At 35.3% G+C, this 18,814-nt stretch carries 18 protein-coding genes; 5 read left to right on the top strand and 13 right to left on the bottom strand.

The annotated features are described in order from the left end of the window. Nucleotides 1–62: 62 nt before the first annotated feature. From ICJ84_RS10820 to ICJ84_RS10810, 3 genes are all read right to left on the bottom strand, one after another. Entirely contained in the window at nucleotides 63–1,532 is a 1,470-nt protein-coding gene (locus ICJ84_RS10820; RefSeq protein WP_188216413.1) for a PhoX family protein, read from the bottom strand. A 311-nt stretch (nucleotides 1,533–1,843) separates the two neighbouring features. Next, nucleotides 1,844–3,340, bottom strand: coding sequence for a S10 family peptidase (locus ICJ84_RS10815; RefSeq protein WP_188216412.1), 1,497 nt, complete (start codon nucleotides 3,338–3,340; stop codon nucleotides 1,844–1,846). Between the two features lie 32 nt (nucleotides 3,341–3,372). Then, a complete protein-coding gene (locus ICJ84_RS10810; protein ID WP_188216411.1) occupies nucleotides 3,373–4,137 on the bottom strand; it encodes a TIGR02757 family protein in 765 nt (254 codons plus the stop codon). 219 nt (nucleotides 4,138–4,356) lie between these two features. On the opposite strand from ICJ84_RS10810, the gene ICJ84_RS10805 reads away from it, so the two are divergent. Next, on the top strand, nucleotides 4,357–5,169 hold the full coding sequence (locus ICJ84_RS10805; protein WP_188216410.1) for a hypothetical protein: 813 nt from the start codon (nucleotides 4,357–4,359) through the stop codon (nucleotides 5,167–5,169). A gap of 82 nt (nucleotides 5,170–5,251) precedes the next feature. Here the strand turns inward: ICJ84_RS10805 and ICJ84_RS10800 are convergent, their stop codons facing one another. Beyond that, nucleotides 5,252–5,917 (bottom strand): ABC transporter ATP-binding protein, encoded by a 666-nt coding sequence (locus ICJ84_RS10800; RefSeq protein ID WP_188216409.1) that lies wholly within the window; start codon nucleotides 5,915–5,917, stop codon nucleotides 5,252–5,254. Nucleotides 5,918–6,033: 116 nt separating this feature from the next. On the opposite strand from ICJ84_RS10800, the gene folE reads away from it, so the two are divergent. Genes folE through ICJ84_RS10785 form a run of 3 tightly spaced genes read left to right on the top strand, consistent with a single transcriptional unit; the run spans nucleotide 6,034 to nucleotide 7,388 of the window. Next, nucleotides 6,034–6,621: a GTP cyclohydrolase I FolE gene (gene folE, locus ICJ84_RS10795; protein WP_188216408.1), complete on the top strand. Its 588-nt coding sequence runs from the start codon at nucleotides 6,034–6,036 to the stop codon at nucleotides 6,619–6,621. 41 nt (nucleotides 6,622–6,662) lie between these two features. Further along, nucleotides 6,663–7,091, top strand: a complete 429-nt coding sequence (locus ICJ84_RS10790) for a hypothetical protein (protein ID WP_188216407.1) — start codon at nucleotides 6,663–6,665, stop codon at nucleotides 7,089–7,091. Nucleotides 7,092–7,118: 27 nt separating this feature from the next. Next, the gene (locus ICJ84_RS10785; protein ID WP_188216406.1) at nucleotides 7,119–7,388 is read left to right on the top strand and encodes a hypothetical protein; all 270 of its coding nucleotides are present in this window, start codon (nucleotides 7,119–7,121) and stop codon (nucleotides 7,386–7,388) included. A gap of 45 nt (nucleotides 7,389–7,433) precedes the next feature. On the opposite strand, the gene ICJ84_RS10780 is transcribed toward ICJ84_RS10785, so the two are convergent. The 8 genes from ICJ84_RS10780 to ICJ84_RS10745 all read right to left on the bottom strand — a co-directional run bounded on the left by ICJ84_RS10780 (nucleotide 7,434) and on the right by ICJ84_RS10745 (nucleotide 15,224). Then, the gene (locus ICJ84_RS10780) at nucleotides 7,434–9,689 is read right to left on the bottom strand and encodes a TonB-dependent receptor (RefSeq protein ID WP_188216405.1); all 2,256 of its coding nucleotides are present in this window, start codon (nucleotides 9,687–9,689) and stop codon (nucleotides 7,434–7,436) included. A gap of 85 nt (nucleotides 9,690–9,774) precedes the next feature. Beyond that, a complete protein-coding gene (locus ICJ84_RS10775) occupies nucleotides 9,775–10,083 on the bottom strand; it encodes a hypothetical protein (protein ID WP_188216404.1) in 309 nt (102 codons plus the stop codon). A gap of 26 nt (nucleotides 10,084–10,109) precedes the next feature. After that, nucleotides 10,110–10,622, bottom strand: a complete 513-nt coding sequence (locus ICJ84_RS10770) for a DUF6787 family protein (protein ID WP_241748738.1) — start codon at nucleotides 10,620–10,622, stop codon at nucleotides 10,110–10,112. A gap of 18 nt (nucleotides 10,623–10,640) precedes the next feature. Further along, nucleotides 10,641–11,081, bottom strand: coding sequence for a DUF6146 family protein (locus tag ICJ84_RS10765; RefSeq protein ID WP_188216403.1), 441 nt, complete (start codon nucleotides 11,079–11,081; stop codon nucleotides 10,641–10,643). A gap of 150 nt (nucleotides 11,082–11,231) precedes the next feature. Beyond that, a complete protein-coding gene (locus ICJ84_RS10760; protein ID WP_188216402.1) occupies nucleotides 11,232–11,870 on the bottom strand; it encodes a DUF937 domain-containing protein in 639 nt (212 codons plus the stop codon). Between the two features lie 113 nt (nucleotides 11,871–11,983). After that, nucleotides 11,984–12,934, bottom strand: coding sequence for a D-2-hydroxyacid dehydrogenase (locus ICJ84_RS10755; RefSeq protein ID WP_188216401.1), 951 nt, complete (start codon nucleotides 12,932–12,934; stop codon nucleotides 11,984–11,986). An 82-nt stretch (nucleotides 12,935–13,016) separates the two neighbouring features. Next, nucleotides 13,017–14,081: a 3-phosphoserine/phosphohydroxythreonine transaminase gene (serC, locus tag ICJ84_RS10750; protein ID WP_188216400.1), complete on the bottom strand. Its 1,065-nt coding sequence runs from the start codon at nucleotides 14,079–14,081 to the stop codon at nucleotides 13,017–13,019. 84 nt (nucleotides 14,082–14,165) lie between these two features. After that, nucleotides 14,166–15,224, bottom strand: coding sequence for an acyl-CoA reductase (locus ICJ84_RS10745; RefSeq protein WP_188216399.1), 1,059 nt, complete (start codon nucleotides 15,222–15,224; stop codon nucleotides 14,166–14,168). A 185-nt stretch (nucleotides 15,225–15,409) separates the two neighbouring features. Here ICJ84_RS10745 and ICJ84_RS10740 point away from each other — a divergent pair, with 185 nt between their 5' ends. Continuing rightward, nucleotides 15,410–15,763: a 4Fe-4S dicluster domain-containing protein gene (locus tag ICJ84_RS10740; protein ID WP_188216398.1), complete on the top strand. Its 354-nt coding sequence runs from the start codon at nucleotides 15,410–15,412 to the stop codon at nucleotides 15,761–15,763. Between the two features lie 73 nt (nucleotides 15,764–15,836). Here the strand turns inward: ICJ84_RS10740 and ICJ84_RS10735 are convergent, their stop codons facing one another. After that, nucleotides 15,837–18,527 carry a TonB-dependent receptor gene (locus ICJ84_RS10735; protein WP_188216397.1) on the bottom strand — a complete coding sequence of 897 codons (2,691 nt, stop codon included), beginning with the start codon at nucleotides 18,525–18,527 and terminating at the stop codon, nucleotides 15,837–15,839. Between the last annotated feature and the right edge of the window lie 287 nt (nucleotides 18,528–18,814).

The raw sequence follows: 18,814 nt of genomic DNA, 5'->3' as shown, positions 1-18,814 counted from the left end.
AACAGGGAAAAGAGGCCTATGAAAACGTAAGCCTCTTTTTTAAATATAAATTTCATAGGATGTTATCGCTTTAAGCCTTGAATTACGTACAGCATACTACCTTCGTTTGAAGCAGGATTTGGGTTTGCTAAAGGATCTGTAAAGTTAGCATCTGTCCAACCGTGGTTTTGAGTAATTAATAAAAAGGTTCTGTCTACACCAACCGTTTCAGAAATGTCAATCATACCGGTGATTTCCCAATCATTGCTTGTAGACCCATAACCTGCACTAGCAGCCAATTCCTGATCACACTCTAAAACTGTTTTAAGGTTTTTAGAAACAATGTTGTATTCGTATAATTGCGCAAAGTGACTTTTTGCAGGAGTATCAGGGTATCCGTTAGGATCCTCTTGGATATACACATAGTTTTCAGTAACTACTAAGTTATCAGGGCTGTGGAATTCTTTGGCTTTACCGTCTAAAATATCTCCATCTAATACACAAGTAATAGTTCCAGATAACGGATTGTTTTCATCTAAAATAACATGATAGATTCTTCCGTAAAAAGATCCCTTATTAAGTAAAGCATCTTTTTTTCTTCCAGTTACAGCAAAGAAAAACTCTCTATTATTTTCCACAGAACCTTTTCTCCAGTCAATATCTTCAACTCGTGAAAAGCCCATAATGCCTTTAGCTCTAGATTCTGTTTCTAGTTCATCAAGGGTTCTTTCACTGTATTCTTCGAAAGTAATATCGTAAGACACACCTTCTTTCATATCCATTTCGTAGTTAATACCTTCGGTAAGTACTTTTAAACCGTAAAGGTTACCATTTTCTAAATCAGCATGTTCGCCAACATACATCGCTAATTGACCAGAAGGGATGTTGTTATCGCTGGTATCATCGCCAATTAAAACCACCGTTTTTCCAGGGAATGCATTTTTATGCATGGCAACGGCATTTTCTGTAGACCATTGCCCTAAAGCAGGTAATAAGTTAGCCATTGAAGCTTCGCTGGCATCTTTAAAAGGATTTGTAACGAATACACCTTTAGAAGCACCACCCCATTCACCTCCAGAAAGGTATAATGGCCCAAACCCATGCTCTTCAGGAGTGATTAAAGATCCAGAACATTGTGCCGTATTTGCCGTAGCAGCAGCGTTTAAGATATATTCTCCGTGAACTGGTTTGAAGGTTTCGTCTAATGTTATTCTTGCGATTGAATAATCGGCTTCTATATTATTGATAAGTGTAAATGTTCCGTCTTCGTTTTTCATCAAAGCAGCGCCATCGGCCATACTTCCGTAAACGAAATTAGGAGACTCAACTAAAACATCTTCTGAAGATAAAATAGGATAAACAGATAGGTTTTTGAATCCTGGTTTTAACTTTAAAAAGTTTGGTGTTACTGAGTGAGCCTGTAATGTGACTTTGTTTCCTTTTAGAGGCATTGAAGCATTGGCTGTAGTTAAAGCTTCTTCCTGAGTTGTTAAATCGTTGTTGCAACTGAAAAGTGAGGTAGCTACAACCGACGCAAGGACTAATTTTTTCATTGGTTTTATGTTTGATTAATTAACAATGTAAAATTATGTCGATAATAGTTTGACCATGTTAATTGTACATTGGCTTTAAATGAAGATTTGGTTAATGCAGTGTTACCAATGTAAATTAATCTTCAACATTTAAAAATGATTTTTATTTTTTTGTGATTGATTGATTGATTGATTGATTGATTGATTGATTGATTGATTGATTGATTGATTGATTGATTGATTGATTGATTTTGATGTTTTTTTAAATAAAAAAGCGATTGATAATTTGGGCTTATCAATCGCTTTAATGATTTCGTAAATATATATGTTTATTAATCTACTTCGTATTTAGCAGCTTTTCCATTAGACAGAGAGTTACTTATAAACTCACGTAAATCGTCGTTTGCCGTTTTTAAGTCTTCATTTCTAATGTACATCATATGGCCGCTTCGGTAACCTTTAAAAGAAAAACGGTCTTTCATTTTTCCACTAGGATCAATTTGCCACATAGTGTATTTTGCTCCGAAATAGGTTGTTGCACCATCATAATACCCCGATTGCACCAATACTTTTAAATACGGATTTTGCGCCATGGCTTGTCTTAAACCATCTCTGGTGTTATCGTTGGTGTTGTCCCAAGGATGCACATCGCCAAACATATTGTATTTAACATCAGTTTTAAATTTAAGATGTTCTCTAATGTAATAATTAATAGCAGGCGTAAAGGCATGATTCCACGTGGTTAACTCTGGACTGTAGTCAGGCCTAATGCCAATGTCTTTTTTGTCTAAACCAAGGTACCTGGAATCTAAACGACCGATAATATGTCCGCTTTCATCACGTAACAAGTCTTTCCAAAAGAAATTTGTAGGTACATCTAAGTTATTCTGAAGAATAGCTGTTTTGCTTAATCCTGTATATTTAGCGTATTGCTCTGCGATACTGTTTTTCTCAGTTTCTGAAATAAATCCACCTTTGGCAATAGCTGGTATTAGTTTGTTGATTGCAAAATCTTCAACCTCAGGTAACACTTCTAATAAATCTTTTTGCTGTAAATCTGAAGGTAATTTATCATGATACCAAGCTGTCGCCGCATAATATGGAACGTTAAGTGCCGAGTATTCCGGTTGACCTGTGTTGTATTGTTTGTAATCGGCAGGTGAAACCATAATCACACCATTTAAGTACATCCACTGGCTGTTTTGTAATGCATTAGCTAAGCCCATAACACGAGTACCGCCATAGCTTTCACCAATCAGGTACTTAGGCGATTCCCAGCGATTTTTTCGAGTTACAAACGTGTTAATCCATTCTGCCAGATATTTAATGTCGGCATTAATTCCGAAGAAGGTCTCTCTGTTAGGTAGTTTGCCTTCTTTGTTCTTTATCATTCTTGAATAGCCTGTATTTACCGGATTTACATAAACAATGTCGGCAACATCTAAAATAGAGTGCGGATTATTTTTTATACCATAAGGTTGAATTGGATAGCCTTCTTCATCAAGATTCAAAACTTTAGGTCCAGTGTAAGCAATGTGCATCCAAACGGAAGCAGACCCTGGTCCGCCATTAAAAGAAATAACCAAAGGTCTGTTGGCTCTGTCTTTTACATCATTACGTTCGTAATAGGTGTAAAATAAGGTCGCAATAGGCTCGTCATTTGTATTCCAAACAGGTTGTGTGCCTGTGGTAGCCGTATATTGAAAACTTTTTCCATTAATAGTAGCAGTATCGGTCGTTACGACGGTGGTATCTGTTGGGATTTTTCTGTTTTGAGCAAAAAGAGTAATTACAGAAACCGAAAGAAGCAGGGTAAAGAGTTTTGTCATAGATTATTAGTTTTATTATGATTGATTAATTTTTAAAAGCCTTCAAATACACCTAGTCCAAATAAAGCAAAGTCGTATTTTACAGGGTCTGTTGGATCTAATTTTCGTAATGCTGTATCGAGTTCAAAAAGGGCTTTTCCATCGTTTTGTTTTCGGTTTAATAAGCCTAATTTCCGGGCAACATTACCAGAGTGAACATCTAACGGACAGGATAATTGAGCGGGAGTGATACCTTTCCATATTCCTAAATCTACACCGGTATTGTTCGGCCTTACCATCCATCTGAGATACATGTTTATACGTTTGGCTGCCGAATTTTTTAACGGGTCGCTCACATGCTTTTGTGTTCGCTGTAAATGGTCTATCTCAAAAAAAGTTTTTTTAAATTCCGAAATGGATTGTTGAACCGAATCTGGTTTAGCATGTTTACTAAACAAGGCTTCCAGTCCGTGATGCTTAGTATAAATATGTTTTAAACACTTAATAAACTGAATCGCATCATCGCCGTTAAACGTACGATGTACAAAATGTTCCAGTTGTTCCAAGTCGGTTTTAGAATGATTCATAACAAAATCGTAGGGAGAATGACCTAACATATCCATTAACTTATTCGCATTAGTGATGATGCTTTTGCGATTTCCCCAGGCAATGGTTGAGGTTAAAAAGGCAGCAATTTCAATATCTTCTTTTTTAGCAAACAGATGAGGAATTTGTATAGGGTCGCTTTCTATAAACTTAGGGCTGTTGTATTGTTCAACTTTAGCGTCAAGAAATTCTTTAAGTTCAGATGAATTCAATATGAAAAAATGGATTTTGGTTTTTGTCGAAATCAAAAATACCAATTAATACCTGAAGAGCTTATTATAAATATGTTAAAACCCGAATAGCAGGAATGTATTTGTTTGTTGAAATTGCCGATGAAATGCATAAATTAACTTTGAAATGTTATTTTTTATTGTTTTTTAAGTGAGAATTAAATTTTATGACGTTAATTAGTTCATCAAAAATAATGTATTATGAAAAAAATTATTGCCCCAATTTTTGCCATTTTATTAGCCAGTTGTGACGGAGAGACTGTTAAAAATACTCTGGATACAACGGTTGCTATCGAAGCTTTAACTGAATATTCAACAGTAAATAAGGTGTTTCAGGATATTGGTAACAATAGTGGAGATGCTGTTTTAACATCCGAGGGTACGGCGTCAGCTTCAGCAAAATTAACATCAACTAAAGCCGATGGTCCTGTAATTACTATAGATCCTATGGATTTTACAAGCTTCCCAAAAACAATTACTATCGATTATGGAATGGGTGTATTGTGTAAAGATGGTATTACTCGTAAAGGCATTGTAACCATCGTTTCCTCTAATTGGTATGGCGTGGAAGGAAGTATGCATACATCAACATTTACCAATTATTATCATGAGGAGTATAAAGTTGAAGGCACTCACGTTGTTGAAAATTTAGGAGAAAATACAGATGGTGATTTAGAATATAGCGTAACGATTACCGATGGAAAAATAACAACTTCAACTGGAGCTACTATTGAATATACAGAAGATTCAACCAGAACATGGGTAGCAGGAAGTGATACGCCCTTAAATATTTGGGATGATGAATATTTGCTAGATGGTATACAACATGGAAGAAGTTCTAAAGGTGTTGATTATAGCCTAACTGTGGAAGAGTCACTACATTTTGCGTTATTACCAAGAAGTATCAAGGCAGGTATTTTAGATATTGATGTGGCAAGTATTGAAGATATTAAATTAAATTATAATACTAAAATGGTAACTATTTTAGGTAAGAACTTTCCTTTTGGAATTTAAGAGTTTAAAACTAATTCATATAAAGAACGGCTTATTGAATTTCAATAAGCCGTTCTTTTTTAATATCGGCAATTTTAGGAATTTATTGATTTGTAATATTACCATCTACCATGACCAGTTTTCGGTCGGCTAAGTTGGCCAATTCTTCATTATGCGTAACAATAACAAAGGTTTGTCCGAATTCATCACGCAGTTTAAAAAATAGGCTGTGTAGGTTTTCAGCAGTTTCACTATCTAAATTACCGGATGGTTCATCGGCAAAAATTAGATCCGGATTGTTAATTAAAGCGCGAGCTACAGCGACACGTTGTTGCTCTCCGCCAGAAAGCTCATTGGGTTTATGGTCGTAACGATGCGATAACCCTAAAAAGTCCAGTAATTCCTTGGCGCGTTTTTCGGCATCTGCCTTTTTAGTGCCTTTAATAAAGGCAGGTAGACAAACGTTTTCTAAAGCCGTAAATTCCGGAAGTAGTTGATGAAACTGAAAGATAAAACCAATGTGTTCATTTCTAAACTTTGCTAAGGCTTTATCTTTTAAATTTGCAATTTCAATACCATTAATAGTTAACTGGTAGTCTTCCTTAGAAGAGGCTTTGTCTAGTGTGCTTAATATTTGTAAAAGTGTTGTTTTGCCAGCACCAGACGCACCTACAATAGAAACCACTTCGCCTTTTTTAATATGCAGGTTAACTCCTTTTAATACTTCTAAATCGTTATAAAATTTATGTATGTTTTTTGCTTGAATCATCTTTGTGAAATAGGAGCCGTGAATTTACTACTTTAAGCCGTTCTGTACAATTAAGAATTGTTTTTTATTGCCAAATGCGATTTAAGCTATATCTTTATTCTTCAAAAAAAATTGAAATGCATTACAAATCATTCGAAGAATATAACGACGAGCTAACCGAAGATATTAAAGATAATTACAATAAAATTATCAGTAATTTAGGGGAAGATACCAGCCGTGACGGATTATTAAAAACACCAGAACGTGCCGCTAAAGCCATGCAGTTTTTAACTCAGGGTTATCATCAGGATCCGGTGGAAATTCTTAAAGGCGCCATGTTTGAAGAGAGTTATAACGAGATGGTTATTGTTAAAGACATCGAGTTGTATTCTCTTTGCGAGCACCATATTTTACCGTTTTTCGGAAAAGCACATATTGCCTATATTCCTAACGGACATATTGTAGGCTTAAGTAAATTACCACGTGTGGTTGATGTGTTTGCGAGACGTCTTCAGGTGCAAGAGCGTTTAACTGAACAAATTTTAGATTGTATTAATAATACCTTAAAACCTCAAGGCGTTGCGGTGGTTATTGAGGCGTCTCACATGTGTATGATGATGCGTGGTGTGCAAAAACAAAACTCATTAACAACGACTTCAGGTTTTCGCGGACAATTTGAAAAAATAGAAACCAGAAACGAGTTTTTGAAATTGATAGGTAAATAATTCGTGGTATATTTCTTGATGTCTTGAAGAAAAGACATGTTATGAAGCGAATTACATTCATTTTAATTTTTGTATTTCAATTAAATTCTTTTGCTCAATCAAATGATTTGGTAGGTGATTACAAGCTTACACTTGGAAAAGAAGAAAGTCATTTAATAGAATATACATTGACATTAAATCAAGATGGTACATTTGTTTTTCATTCTTATAACGATATGAAATCAGGCAAACCACCAGTGGTCAACAAATATGGAAAAGGAATCTGGTTGTATGAAAACAAAGTGGTTTCATTTTTTACGGATAAAGAAAAACACTTTGATGAAAAATATACGTTAGATTTAAACAATTCAAAAGCAAGGTTTGTTGTTAAATCAGCAAGAGATAAATCAGATCGGATAATAAAAACTAGACTCCAATTTTTTGCATCTGAATTATTTTGGATAGAAAGTATTGAAATGTTTAAATTGTAATTTTAAAGTCTATATAAGTTTTATTTAATGGGTAAATACAAAAAATTAGCATTAGGTATCTTGTTTGATGCCTTGGGATACGTGTCATTTTTAATTCCTGGAATAGGGGAGTTTTCAGATATTGTTTGGGCGCCACTTTCAGGATGGTTAATGACTAAATTATATAAAGGGAAAGCAGGTAAAATTGCAGGAGTTGTAACGTTTGTGGAAGAGGCTTTACCGGGATTTGATGTAATTCCAACCTTTACCTTGATGTGGCTTTATACTTATGTATTTAAGAAAGAATCTAAAGATTAAAAATAAAAAAAATCCCTTTCTAACAAGAAAGGGATTTTTTGTGGGTTATAATTGGTATTTCAACCCGATATTAATGTTTCTGCCCATATTGAAAATACCATCGGGTTTTAAACGCGACAGGTGGTTGATATAGGTTTTATTAGTTAGGTTGGTTCCTGAAATACTAAGAGTAGCTTCATTTTTAAACAGATTGAAACTTCCTCCAAAACCAGCACTTAGTAAATTATAACCATCAGTTGAGGTTTCAAACGTACTTACATTATTTTGGTTAAAGGTACTCACTAGTTTTACAAACGTATATCCTTTTTTAAGCCAAGGTCTTTCAAACTCAACTCTAAGCACATTACTTAAAGAATTAGCTGGAATTAACGGTAAATACTCATCATTGGCCTGTTTTCCGGTAACGGTTTCAAAACTCGATTCAATGTGAAGCCAGTGGATAGGGTGCGGGTGAATGTGCACACCAACTTCACCACCGTATAATCTGGCATCATTTTGAATGTAGTCGAAAACAGGAGTGTTATCAACAATATTACCATTTGGTGATAAGTAAATATAGTCGTTTACTTTGTTGTAAAATCCGTTTACAAAAAACTCAACGTGCTCATTTTTAAATTCTAAAGCAATATCGGTTTGGAAGTTTTGTTCGTTATTTAAATTAGCATTTCCAACTTCGTAACGGTTTGAACCATGATGAATACCATCAGAGGTTAACTCGGCTAAATTGGGTGCTCTGAATCCTGAAGCAAAATTGACACGTGCTGTTAGATTTTCAAATAGATTGGTTTTAAATCCTAAGGCACCATTAAAACTATTAAAGTCACGATTTAATCCTGAAACAACATTGATATTACGGTTGTCGTAACGTACACCAAGTTGAATGTCTATAGTTTCAAAGTGAATGTGTGAAGTTGCCATAACCCCGAAATCGTTGGTCGTCGCATCAGGAATTAATTGTTCTTCACCATAATTCGTATTCACCTGATTCATACCTTGAATCCCTACGATAGTTTCAAATTTCCCTAATTCCGGTAAGGTGTATTTAACGTCGTAATTAGCTGTTTTTAGTTTCATTTGAAGCGATGGAACTAAGATTTCATGCTCTTCGCCATGTTCATCCTCATGGTGTTCTTCTTCCTCATGTTCTTCTTCATGAGCTTCTTCATCTTCCTCATGATGATGTTCATCTTCAAATTCTTTTCTATCGTTATAAATGTATCCTAAGTTGATATCTAATTTAGAGTTATTAAAGAAGATGGTAGATTTTGAACTTAATACGTGATTCGTAATGTTTTGATACGGAAGCAAAGGCGCTTTTAAGGTGGATTGTACGCCAATCTCTTCAGGAATACCTAATTTAGAATTATTCACATTGTATCTGAATTCTGTTTTAAAGGTGTTGACCTGATACCCGATACCGGCTTTAAAATCCTGTTCTCTAAAACGGGTATTTGTCACGCGATACTCTTTCGTATCATAATCGGAATGCTCGGTAAGGCTTCCTCTAAATAAAAATTTAAAATTATTTTCAGAAGCTTTGTAGCCCGCACCTGTATTGAAACCTTGTGTGTTACTGTAATAATTGCCACTTAAATCGCCACTGGATGTATTTTCTTGAGCAAATTTCTCAGGGTTAAGATATAAAACTCCACCAAGCGCATCGCTACCATAAAGCAGTGAAGCAGGACCTTTTATAACCTCGACACTTTCTATACCATTGCTGCTAACCCCAAGACCGTGTTCACTACCAAACTGTTGATTTTCTAAACGTACGCCCTGAGTATAAACCAAAACTCGGTTAGAGCTTAAACCTCGAATTACGGGTTTACCAATACTTAATCCTGTCGTTACGCTTTCAACACCTGCAATATTGCTGATGCCTTCGGTTAGATTTACGGCTCCGCTTGCGTTTAAATCTTCTACAGAAGCACGTTCTACTTTCATGACGTTTTCACTCTGTAGTTTATGGAATGGTGTTGAAATGATAATGTCTTCCATTTCTATAGCCGAATATTCCAAGCGTATTTCAATATATTGCAGGTTAGGAATGTTAATGTTTAACGATTTTGTTTCGTACCCTAATAAAGAAACCACCAATTTATAGTTTCCGGATGGCAGATTGTCTAAATTAAAATTTCCGGTTTCGTCTGTAACAGTCCCTTTTTCAAGGTCTGATAAATATATATTTGTAAATGCCAAGCTTTCGTTTGTTTTGTTATCGACAACAAGACCTTTTAACGAATTTTGGGCAAACACATTAGTAATTGCTAAAAGCAACAATGTATTTAATAATAATCGCATGTTATGTGTGTTTAAATAGCCCTAAAAAGGGCTTTTAATTTAATAATATGTTAGCACTGAAAATATTCCGTGTGTTTGTTCATTATTAAACCAGGGCAGGAGGACCGCGTAGGGCGATTTGTAAACGTTGGTAGTCGCTTAAAAATTGATATTGAGAGACAATCTCAGGCGATTGTTCTTTTGTACTGAATATATGGTACTCGAAAAGAGAAAACGCATATTGATGGTGAACCTGATATTTGTAAAAATCACAATCGGTATTCAGTTCGTGAAGGTGTGTTGTTTTTTCACCTTTACAAATATCGTGCTCGTGGTTAGCGAAAAGATGGGCGAATTTAGTAACAGCAGGGTATAGCAGCGAAACTGCCAAAAGCAAAGCTACCATTCTAACCATAATATGACCTTTAATTTCTTGTTTCACTACTCTAAAAAACGCTTGAATCCGATACGTTTCAATAATTTTTTTACAAAGGTCCAAAAAAAGTCGAATTGACCAAAGATCCAGCCTATAGAAACCAGTAAAATTTGATAAAAAATAAGTCCGATGATGATGTAAAGCACCCAATATAACGCCGAGCCCAGATTTTCTTTAGTAATTCCGATGAGTTTTATTAAGGGTTTGCTTACAAATAATGAAGATGACCCAGTTACAGCAAAAACAATGTAAATACGAATAAATTCCCATCGATAATCGACTTTCCATTTATGCTCCAGTTTTTTAAAAGTAAATAGAACAAACTTAACGAGCATAAAATAAATAATGGCTCCCAATAATATATTGAACGCCATATGAGCATCTTTGATAAAGATATAGGATAATTTAAACGCTGAATACGCCAAAATAAGCACTCCTAAAACAGGAAAGAGGAGTTGCCAGTTATGTTGTATTTGCCAACGTTCTTTAAATTTTTGCACCATAAAAGTCTTGTACAACAAATGTAGTTAAAGCATTTAAATTCTGGGAACAAAACCAGCTAATTGTTGCTTGTAGGTTAATTGAAAATAGATGAAATAATTGTAGAGTTTGTAGTTTACCTCGTAACCATAATCGATTTGAGGCTGGTAGTCGATTTGCATCTGGTATAAATTGGAATTATAGCGTTGAGGTTGTAAAACTCGATTATTCCATTCGGTGACGTAAATACGATTTCTATTTTCTAAATATTCTTGGGAGTAGAAGCCTTCAGGTTTTGCTATACTGGCTAACCAAAAATTAAACCCAGGTTCTATAATAATGATTTCGTATTCTAAATCATCATTGGCAATGGTGACGGTATCGCTAAGTTTTTCAGCATCTAATTGTTCTTCTGAATTTGAAGCAGCGACAGGTTTGGTAGAATGGCATCCTATGATGAAACTAAAAACGACCAAGATGTAAAGTATTGTTTTCATAAGATGTCAGGTGTTGGTTTTAACTCAGTCTGATTTATTAACTTAAAATTACAAAAACTTAGATATTTAATGCTGAGTTATTCCGGTTTTTAAAAATAAAAAGCCAAACGAGACGGTTTGGCTTTTTTAATATGAATATATGTTTTTTGATTATTTTCCGAAGAGACCTCCTAATAAACCACCAAGTCCACCTTTCTTTTTATCGCTACCTAAAACCATACCGGCAACATCGTCTATAACGCTGCCATCGCCATCGGCGTCTAAAATGGCGGTAAGGAAGTTCTGTTCGCTTTGCACTGAATTTCCGCCTAGTAATCCGCCTAAAAGATTTTCTAATCCGTTAGAATTATTTACGTTTTGTTGTTTCGCCTGATTTCCTAAAAGACCCATTACAATGGGAGCAGCGACTTTTAAAATTTGTGCTACAGATTCAGCGTCAATTCCGGCCTTAGCTCCTAAAGCTGTTTCTACGTGCTGTTGCTTGCTGCCTAAAACGTGATTTAAGATTTTACTACCATCTTGGATAACATTATCATCGACACCTCCGTTGAATAAATCGCCCAGATTATCTAAAATGCTGCCGTCGTGTTTTCCACTGTTTAAAGCTCCTAATAAGCCTTCTGCTCCTTGTGGCGTTGCTGCATTACGTTTCATGGCCTGCATCAAAACCGGTAAACCCATGGTTAAAACATCCTGAGTTTTACTTTCCGGTTGGTTGGTTTGACTGGATACCCCGTTAATAATGGTTTTACCTATATCGCTGTTTAATAAGTCTAATATACCTGACATGATTCTTATTTAGATTTTAAAATTAATATTGAAATTCAGTTTTCAAGGTACAAAAAAAAAGTCCCATACATATGTATAGGACTCAAATATAACCTAAAGGTCACATTAATATTTTAACCAAGAATGCTGATAATTTGTTCAGCTAACTCAGTTCCAATTCTATCTTGAGCTTCGTTAGTCGCCGCACCAGTATGTGGTGTTAATGATAAAGAAGCATTCATTAATAATTGAATTTCCGGTGTTGGTTCTTTTTCAAAAACATCTAAAGCAGCACCAGCAACTTTACCAGATTCAATAGCGTTTACTAAAGCAATTTCATCTACTACACCACCACGAGCAGCGTTTGCGATAAACACACCGTCTTTCATTAATTCAAACTCAGGCGCTCCAATAACGTATTCTTTTTGAGCTGGTACGTGTAAGGTAATGAAATCGGCTTGTTTTAAAACCTCTTCCTTAGAAATCGTATTGATTTCGAAGTTTACTTTTTGGCCATCGAAAAATTCTAACTCTACGTTTGCAGTTTCAATAAACGGATCGAAAGCCACAACTTTCATTCCTGCTCCTAAAGCTACTTTTGCAGTGGCCTGACCAATACGACCAAAACCTAAAACACCTAAAGTTTTACCTTTTAACTCTACACCTTTACCGTAGGCTTTTTTAAGAGTTTTAAACTTAGTATCACCTTCAAGAGGCATTTCTCTGTTCGAGTTGTGTAAAAAACGTGCTAAACCATAGAAATGAGCGAATACCAATTCAGCAACCGAGTGTGATGAAGACGCCGGTGTATTGATTACAGAAATACCTTTTCCTTTAGCGTAATCAACATCAATATTATCCATACCAACACCACCACGACCAATAATTTTAATGCTTGGACAAGCATCGATAAGGTCTTTACGTACTGTTGTTGCACTACGTACTAATAATACACTAATTTCTTTTTCGTTAATATAGTTTATTAACTGCTCTTGCGCTACGGTTGTAGTAATTACTTCAAACCCTCCTTTTTCAAGAGCTTCAATACCACTGTTTGAAATACCGTCGTTTGCTAATACTTTCATTTTATTTATTTTTTGTTTCCTTACAAATGGAAACTTTTAATTGTTTTGGTTTATTAATTGTTTAGTCAGATTGATAGAGAACTTAAGCTTTGTTTTCTAATTCGCTCATAACTTCTACTAGTGCCTGAACACTCTCGATAGGTAAAGCGTTGTACATAGAAGCTCTGTAACCACCAACACTACGGTGACCATTAACGCCACTAATTCCTGCTTCTTTAAGCATAGCATCGAAAGTTGGTTTTAAAGCTTCATCTGCTAAGTTAAAAGTAGCGTTCATAGTCGAACGATCTTCTACAGCGGCGAAACCTTTAAATAAAGGATTAAGGTCTATTTCGGAATACATTAATGTAGCTTTCTTTTCGTTAGCTTCTTCAATAGCAGTAATACCACCTTCTTTTTTAAGCCACTCTAAGGTTAGTAAAGATGTATACACCGCAAATACAGGAGGTGTATTTAACATACTATCTGCACCAATGTGTTTTTGGTAATCTAAAATAGCAGGAATGTTACGAGACACTTTTCCTAAAAGGTCTTCTTTAACAACTACTAAAGTAGTTCCTGCAGGTCCCATATTTTTTTGAGCTCCGGCATAGATTAAATCGAATTGCGTAAAATCTAACACACGAGAAAAAATATCACTACTCATATCACATACTAATGGTACAGGTGTAGTAGGGAACGATTTAATTTGTGTTCCGAAAATCGTATTGTTCGATGTTAAGTGTAAATAATCTAAATCTGAAGGTACGTTGTAACCTTTAGGAATATAATTAAAGTTAGCATCTTTAGATGATACTACTTCGATAATTTCACCAATTTTTTGCGCCTCTTTAATGGCTTTTTCACTCCAAGCACCAGTATTTACATAACCCGCTTTTTTCTCTAAAAGGTTCATTGCGGTCATTAAAAACTGTAAGCTAGCACCACCTTGTAAAAATAATGCTTGGTACCCTTTACCCTCTAAGCCTAATAATTCTAAAACTAAGGCTCTTGCATTTTCCATGATATCAACAAAAGCTTTACTTCTGTGTGACATTTCAATTAAAGATAACCCTTCGTTATTATAATCAATTACAGCTTTTGCAGCTTGTTGCAACACTTCTTGCGGTAAAATGCTTGGTCCAGCACTAAAATTATGTTTTTTCATTTCTGTTGTAGAGTTGTTGATTTTAAAGATACAAAGTTGCTAATTAATTGAGTATTTAGTACTGAAAATTCAATAATTTTTTCGTCAAATTGATAATAAAAATTCAACAGAATCGACACTATCCGCATAATCCCAAAGTTCAGGTTTTTGAGTGGCTCCAAAAGCGATTTCGTTTTCACTGAATCCTTTAGCTACGATACACTGAATTTGTTTTTCTTCGACTTCTAATTTTTCTTTCAATTGGTCCAGACTGTCGTAATATTCATAAAAAACAGTGGCAATAGGCGAGGCGTAACTTTGGTCTTCTTTAATCATTAAAAAACCGTTTTCAAGCATATCGAATTCGCTCATTAAATACACGGCTTTATTATAGTCGTAGTTATTGGCGTATTTGGCTTTTTCAATAATAGGGTGCCAGCTGTACATGGCATTAAAAAAAGCATCGAAATTATAGCCTTTTGGAAGAAAAAGTTTCGATACGTTTCTGCAACCTAAACCATAGTATCTAAAAATATCTTCACTCAGGTTTTCAAGTTCTTCCTCGGTTTCCTGTCCTGTTAACACCGCAACAGAATTACGGTTATTACGTATAATAGAAGGCTTGTCTTTAAAATAGTATTCAAAGTAACGCGCCGTATTGTTGCTTCCGGTTGCAATCACAGCATCGAAATTTTCAACCTTATCTTCTGTAAAAGTGATTAAACCCTTAAATTCAGGTTCAACAAATTCCAGGTACTTTGCTAAATAAGGGAGAAGGTGTTTATCGTTTGAGGATTGTTTAACCAAAACTTTATGCCCTGTAATTAAAACTGTAATAAAGTCGTGAAACCCAACTAAAGGAATATTTCCGGCCATAATAATAGCCACCTGTTTTGGGTTTACAGTTTCTATATTATAGGGTTTAAGCCAGGTATTTAGTTTCTCAAGCGTTAATGAGTCACTCCAGCCTTTTAAGGCAAAGCTGATGTTTTCAGGAGTAAACCAACCGTTGTGTTCTTCGGCTAATTTTAACTGATGTTTGAATCCGTCGAAAAATATATCGTTGAATTCAACAGTATTTTGTTTTTCAATAGTATCGTTAGAGAATTGACGTATAAAATCTCCTAATTTTACAAAAGCATTAATTCTTTGCTGTAAATTCATTCTGAATTTGGTTATGAATAGTTTTGGCGTTATTTTTGCTCTGCAAAGTTAGAAAAATGTAGTGAATGAAGTTTTTTAATTCCCGATTATTTAAAGGGTTACATTAGACTTCGAAAAACCTGTTAAATTATGGTTTTTGTATGTTTTTCTATTTACAATATAAATTAATTGAACTATAGAAAGTTATGGCTATTATTATAACAGATGAATGTATTAACTGTGGAGCTTGTGAGCCGGAATGTCCAAATACTGCAATTTACGAGGGAGCAGACGATTGGCGTTATAAAGATGGAACAAGTTTAACAGGCACTGTTGTATTAACAAATGGTACAGAGGTTGATGCAGACGATGCACAAGAACCTGTAAGTGATGAAATTTACTACATCGTGCCAGATAAATGTACAGAGTGTAAAGGGTTTCATGATGAACCACAATGTGCTGCAGTTTGTCCGGTAGATTGTTGTGTGCCTGATGATAATCACGTTGAAACCGAAGAAGAGCTTTTAGCTAAGCAACGCTTTATGCACCCGGAAGATTAATTAAAAAAATCTATTTATATAATGAAAACCCAAGCTTAATGGCTTGGGTTTTTTTATGTTATTTTTTGTTGGTTTACAGTTTAAAACTTAATCTTCCGAAGGCATAAGTTCCATCAGAACCCATTTGAACAGAATCGGCTAAACCACCTTGGTCTGTCCATCCATCAAATTGAGGGGTTGGATATTTGTTGAGTAGATTATTCACTCCAATACCAATATTTAGTTTTTCTGAAATATTGTATCCTAGGCTAATATCTAAAACTAATGCAGCCTTATAAATATCGGTAGCGACTTCATATAAGGCATCTGCTTCAGTTTGTGTTGTTGCTGGAGAATCTACCCACTGAAAATCCTGCAATTCAACTTTGCTAAACTGCGTAAGGGTTAGGTTGGTATTAAACTTAGAGGTCGCATATCCTAAATTTAATCCGAATTTATAATCTGGTGCAGCCGCTTTCAAATAGGCTTGAGAGAAGGGGCCAAAAAATGTAAATTCATTTAAATCACCGTTGTGGATATCTTTAATTTTTAAATCATTAATATTTCCAATTAATCCGATTTTAATGTTGCCATCACTTCCTACAGAGGTGTCGTAACCTAAAACAATATCTAGTCCGCTGGTTCTTGTGTCAACGCCATTAGCAAAAAATTGAGCGGCATCAACTTTTAAAGGGCCTAGAATAGCTTGGTCAGTGAAATTGTCTGTTAAAATAATACGGTCATTCACTGTAATGGAGTATGCATCAACTGTAGCTGTAAAATTGCCTGTTTTAAACGTGAAGCCTAAACTGACATTAAATGCTTTTTCTTCGTTAAGCTCACCAATACCGAAGGCTTTGGTTACGGTACTGTTATTGGCAGATAGAAGTGAAGGTACAGATTCTCCTGCTACGATATTATTAAAAATAAGATTGTAATATAATTGTGCTAATGAAGGTGCTCTGAACCCCGTAGAAATTGAACCTCTTAAAGAAAAATCGTCACTTATTTTTAGTCTGCTGGCTAATTTACCGTTAAAGGTGTTTCCAAAATCGCTGTATGTTTCAAATCGCACAGCTCCAGCCAACATAAAAGCTTCACTAATATTTATTTCAGAATCTAAATAGATTCCGTAATTGGTTCGGCTGCGATCTACTTCATTAGCAGGGCTATATCCAGGAAATCCTTGAGATCCACCAGGTAAATCATCACCGTTGGCATCGGTAGCAACGGTTTGAATGGCAGGGTTTGTAATTACAACACCATTTTCATCATATAATCCATAGGAAGGAATTTCACCAGAAAAAATTCCAAAGTTTTCGGTACGGTATTCAAAACCGAAAGCTAAACTAACTCCTGAAAATATATCATCGTAATATTTGCTAAAATCCAGTCCTGTAGTGTTTTGTGATAAATAATGACCGCCAGCATCGAAATCTACAGGAGAGGCGTTCTTCATAGAAGCGTTATTACTGTTTTTAATGTAGTAATGAAAATTGTTTTTTCCGTAGGTATTGTTAAAATCAACGTTCCAGCCATTGTGCATTTCATGTCTTACGCCAATCGATACTGAAGCATCAGTAATATTGGAGGTGATTCTAGGAGTAAATCCATCAGGATATAAACTTGGCACCGAACGATTGTCGCCATCGTCGAAAGCGTCTCTTGAAAATGCGTTAGCATTGGTGTCTCTAAAATTCCGACCCCCAAAGGCGTAAATTTCTGTATTATCATTAACAGGAATAGAGGAATTAATCATGAAATTAAATCCATCAACACCTGCGCTACCATAACCTTTTCGCCATGAAAAACCGGGTCTTAGTGTGTTGTCTTTTGAAAGAAATTCGGTGGTAATGTTTAAGTATCCACCATCATTGGTTAATGTTAGACCATAATTGGCATCAATTTTAACCGTTTCACCGTCCCAGTTTTTATTTTTTCCGTCTAAACGATTTTTACCTTCCACATTGTAGAGTGTTTCCCCAGTAGCTTCTTCCCACCCGTCACCAATAGCTGTGCTATATGCACCATAGGTTATTCCTCCAGAAAATCCATCGGTATTATCTCTCAGAACAATATTTATTACCCCTGCAATGGCATCGGATCCATACTGAGCCGAAGCACCATCTCTTAATACTTCAATTCTTTTTATGGCATTCGCAGGAATAGCATTTAAATCGGTTCCAGAATTGCCGCGTCCACGAGTCCCGAATATATTAACCAACGACGATTGGTGTCTGCGTTTACCGTTGATAAGCACTAAAGTTTGGTCGGGCCCCAAACCACGCAAGGAGGCAGGAACAATATGGTCGGCACCATCGGATCCCGATTGTTTACTTGCATTAAATGAAGGAGCCGCGTATTGTAAAATATCGTTAACTTCAACTTTTCCGGTTGCAGCAGCTATTCCAGAAACATCTAGGACATCAATAGGAACTGGTGTATCGGTAGCTGTGCGTTTTGGGCTTCGGGAACCCACCAAAAGCACTTCGTCAAGACTAACGCCTTCTTCTAAAACGATATTGATTTTTGTTTGATTGTTAACTTCAACTTCCTTAGAATCATAACCTACAGAGCTAAAGACTAAAATGGCATCGCCATTTGCATCAATTTTATATTCCCCGTTAAAATCGGAGGTCGTTCCGTTGCTAGTTCCTTTAATAACAATGTTAACCCCCATAAGAGGAGAGCCTAAATTGTCTGTTACTGTACCTGAAATGCTGAGTTGAGCAAAAGAAAATGTTAAGCAGCAAAGGCTTAACATGAGCGTAAAAATACTTTTCATATTTAACAAGGGATTGGTTAGTAATATAAAGATAGTCAAAAAGTTAATAGGTTTTTGCCTACGAGAAATCATTTAAAAGTATTGATATTGTTATTTGTTTTTGATAAAAGAATTTGTTGTCATGCAGGTGAGGTTTTATAGAATAAAATTTAGGTGTTGAGATTCTAGGATTATTAAAATCTTAATTATCTGGTAAATTTTACAGATATTAAAATGTTATACTTTAAATGATGTTAGAATTAACTACATTTGCACTCGCAAAAATTAAAGACTTTAGTCTTCATACT

Origin of the sequence: Aestuariibaculum suncheonense, assembly GCF_014596935.1 — a bacterium.
Lineage (GTDB): Bacteria > Bacteroidota > Bacteroidia > Flavobacteriales > Flavobacteriaceae > Aestuariibaculum > Aestuariibaculum suncheonense.
This window is presented reverse-complemented; position numbering and strand designations above follow the sequence as displayed.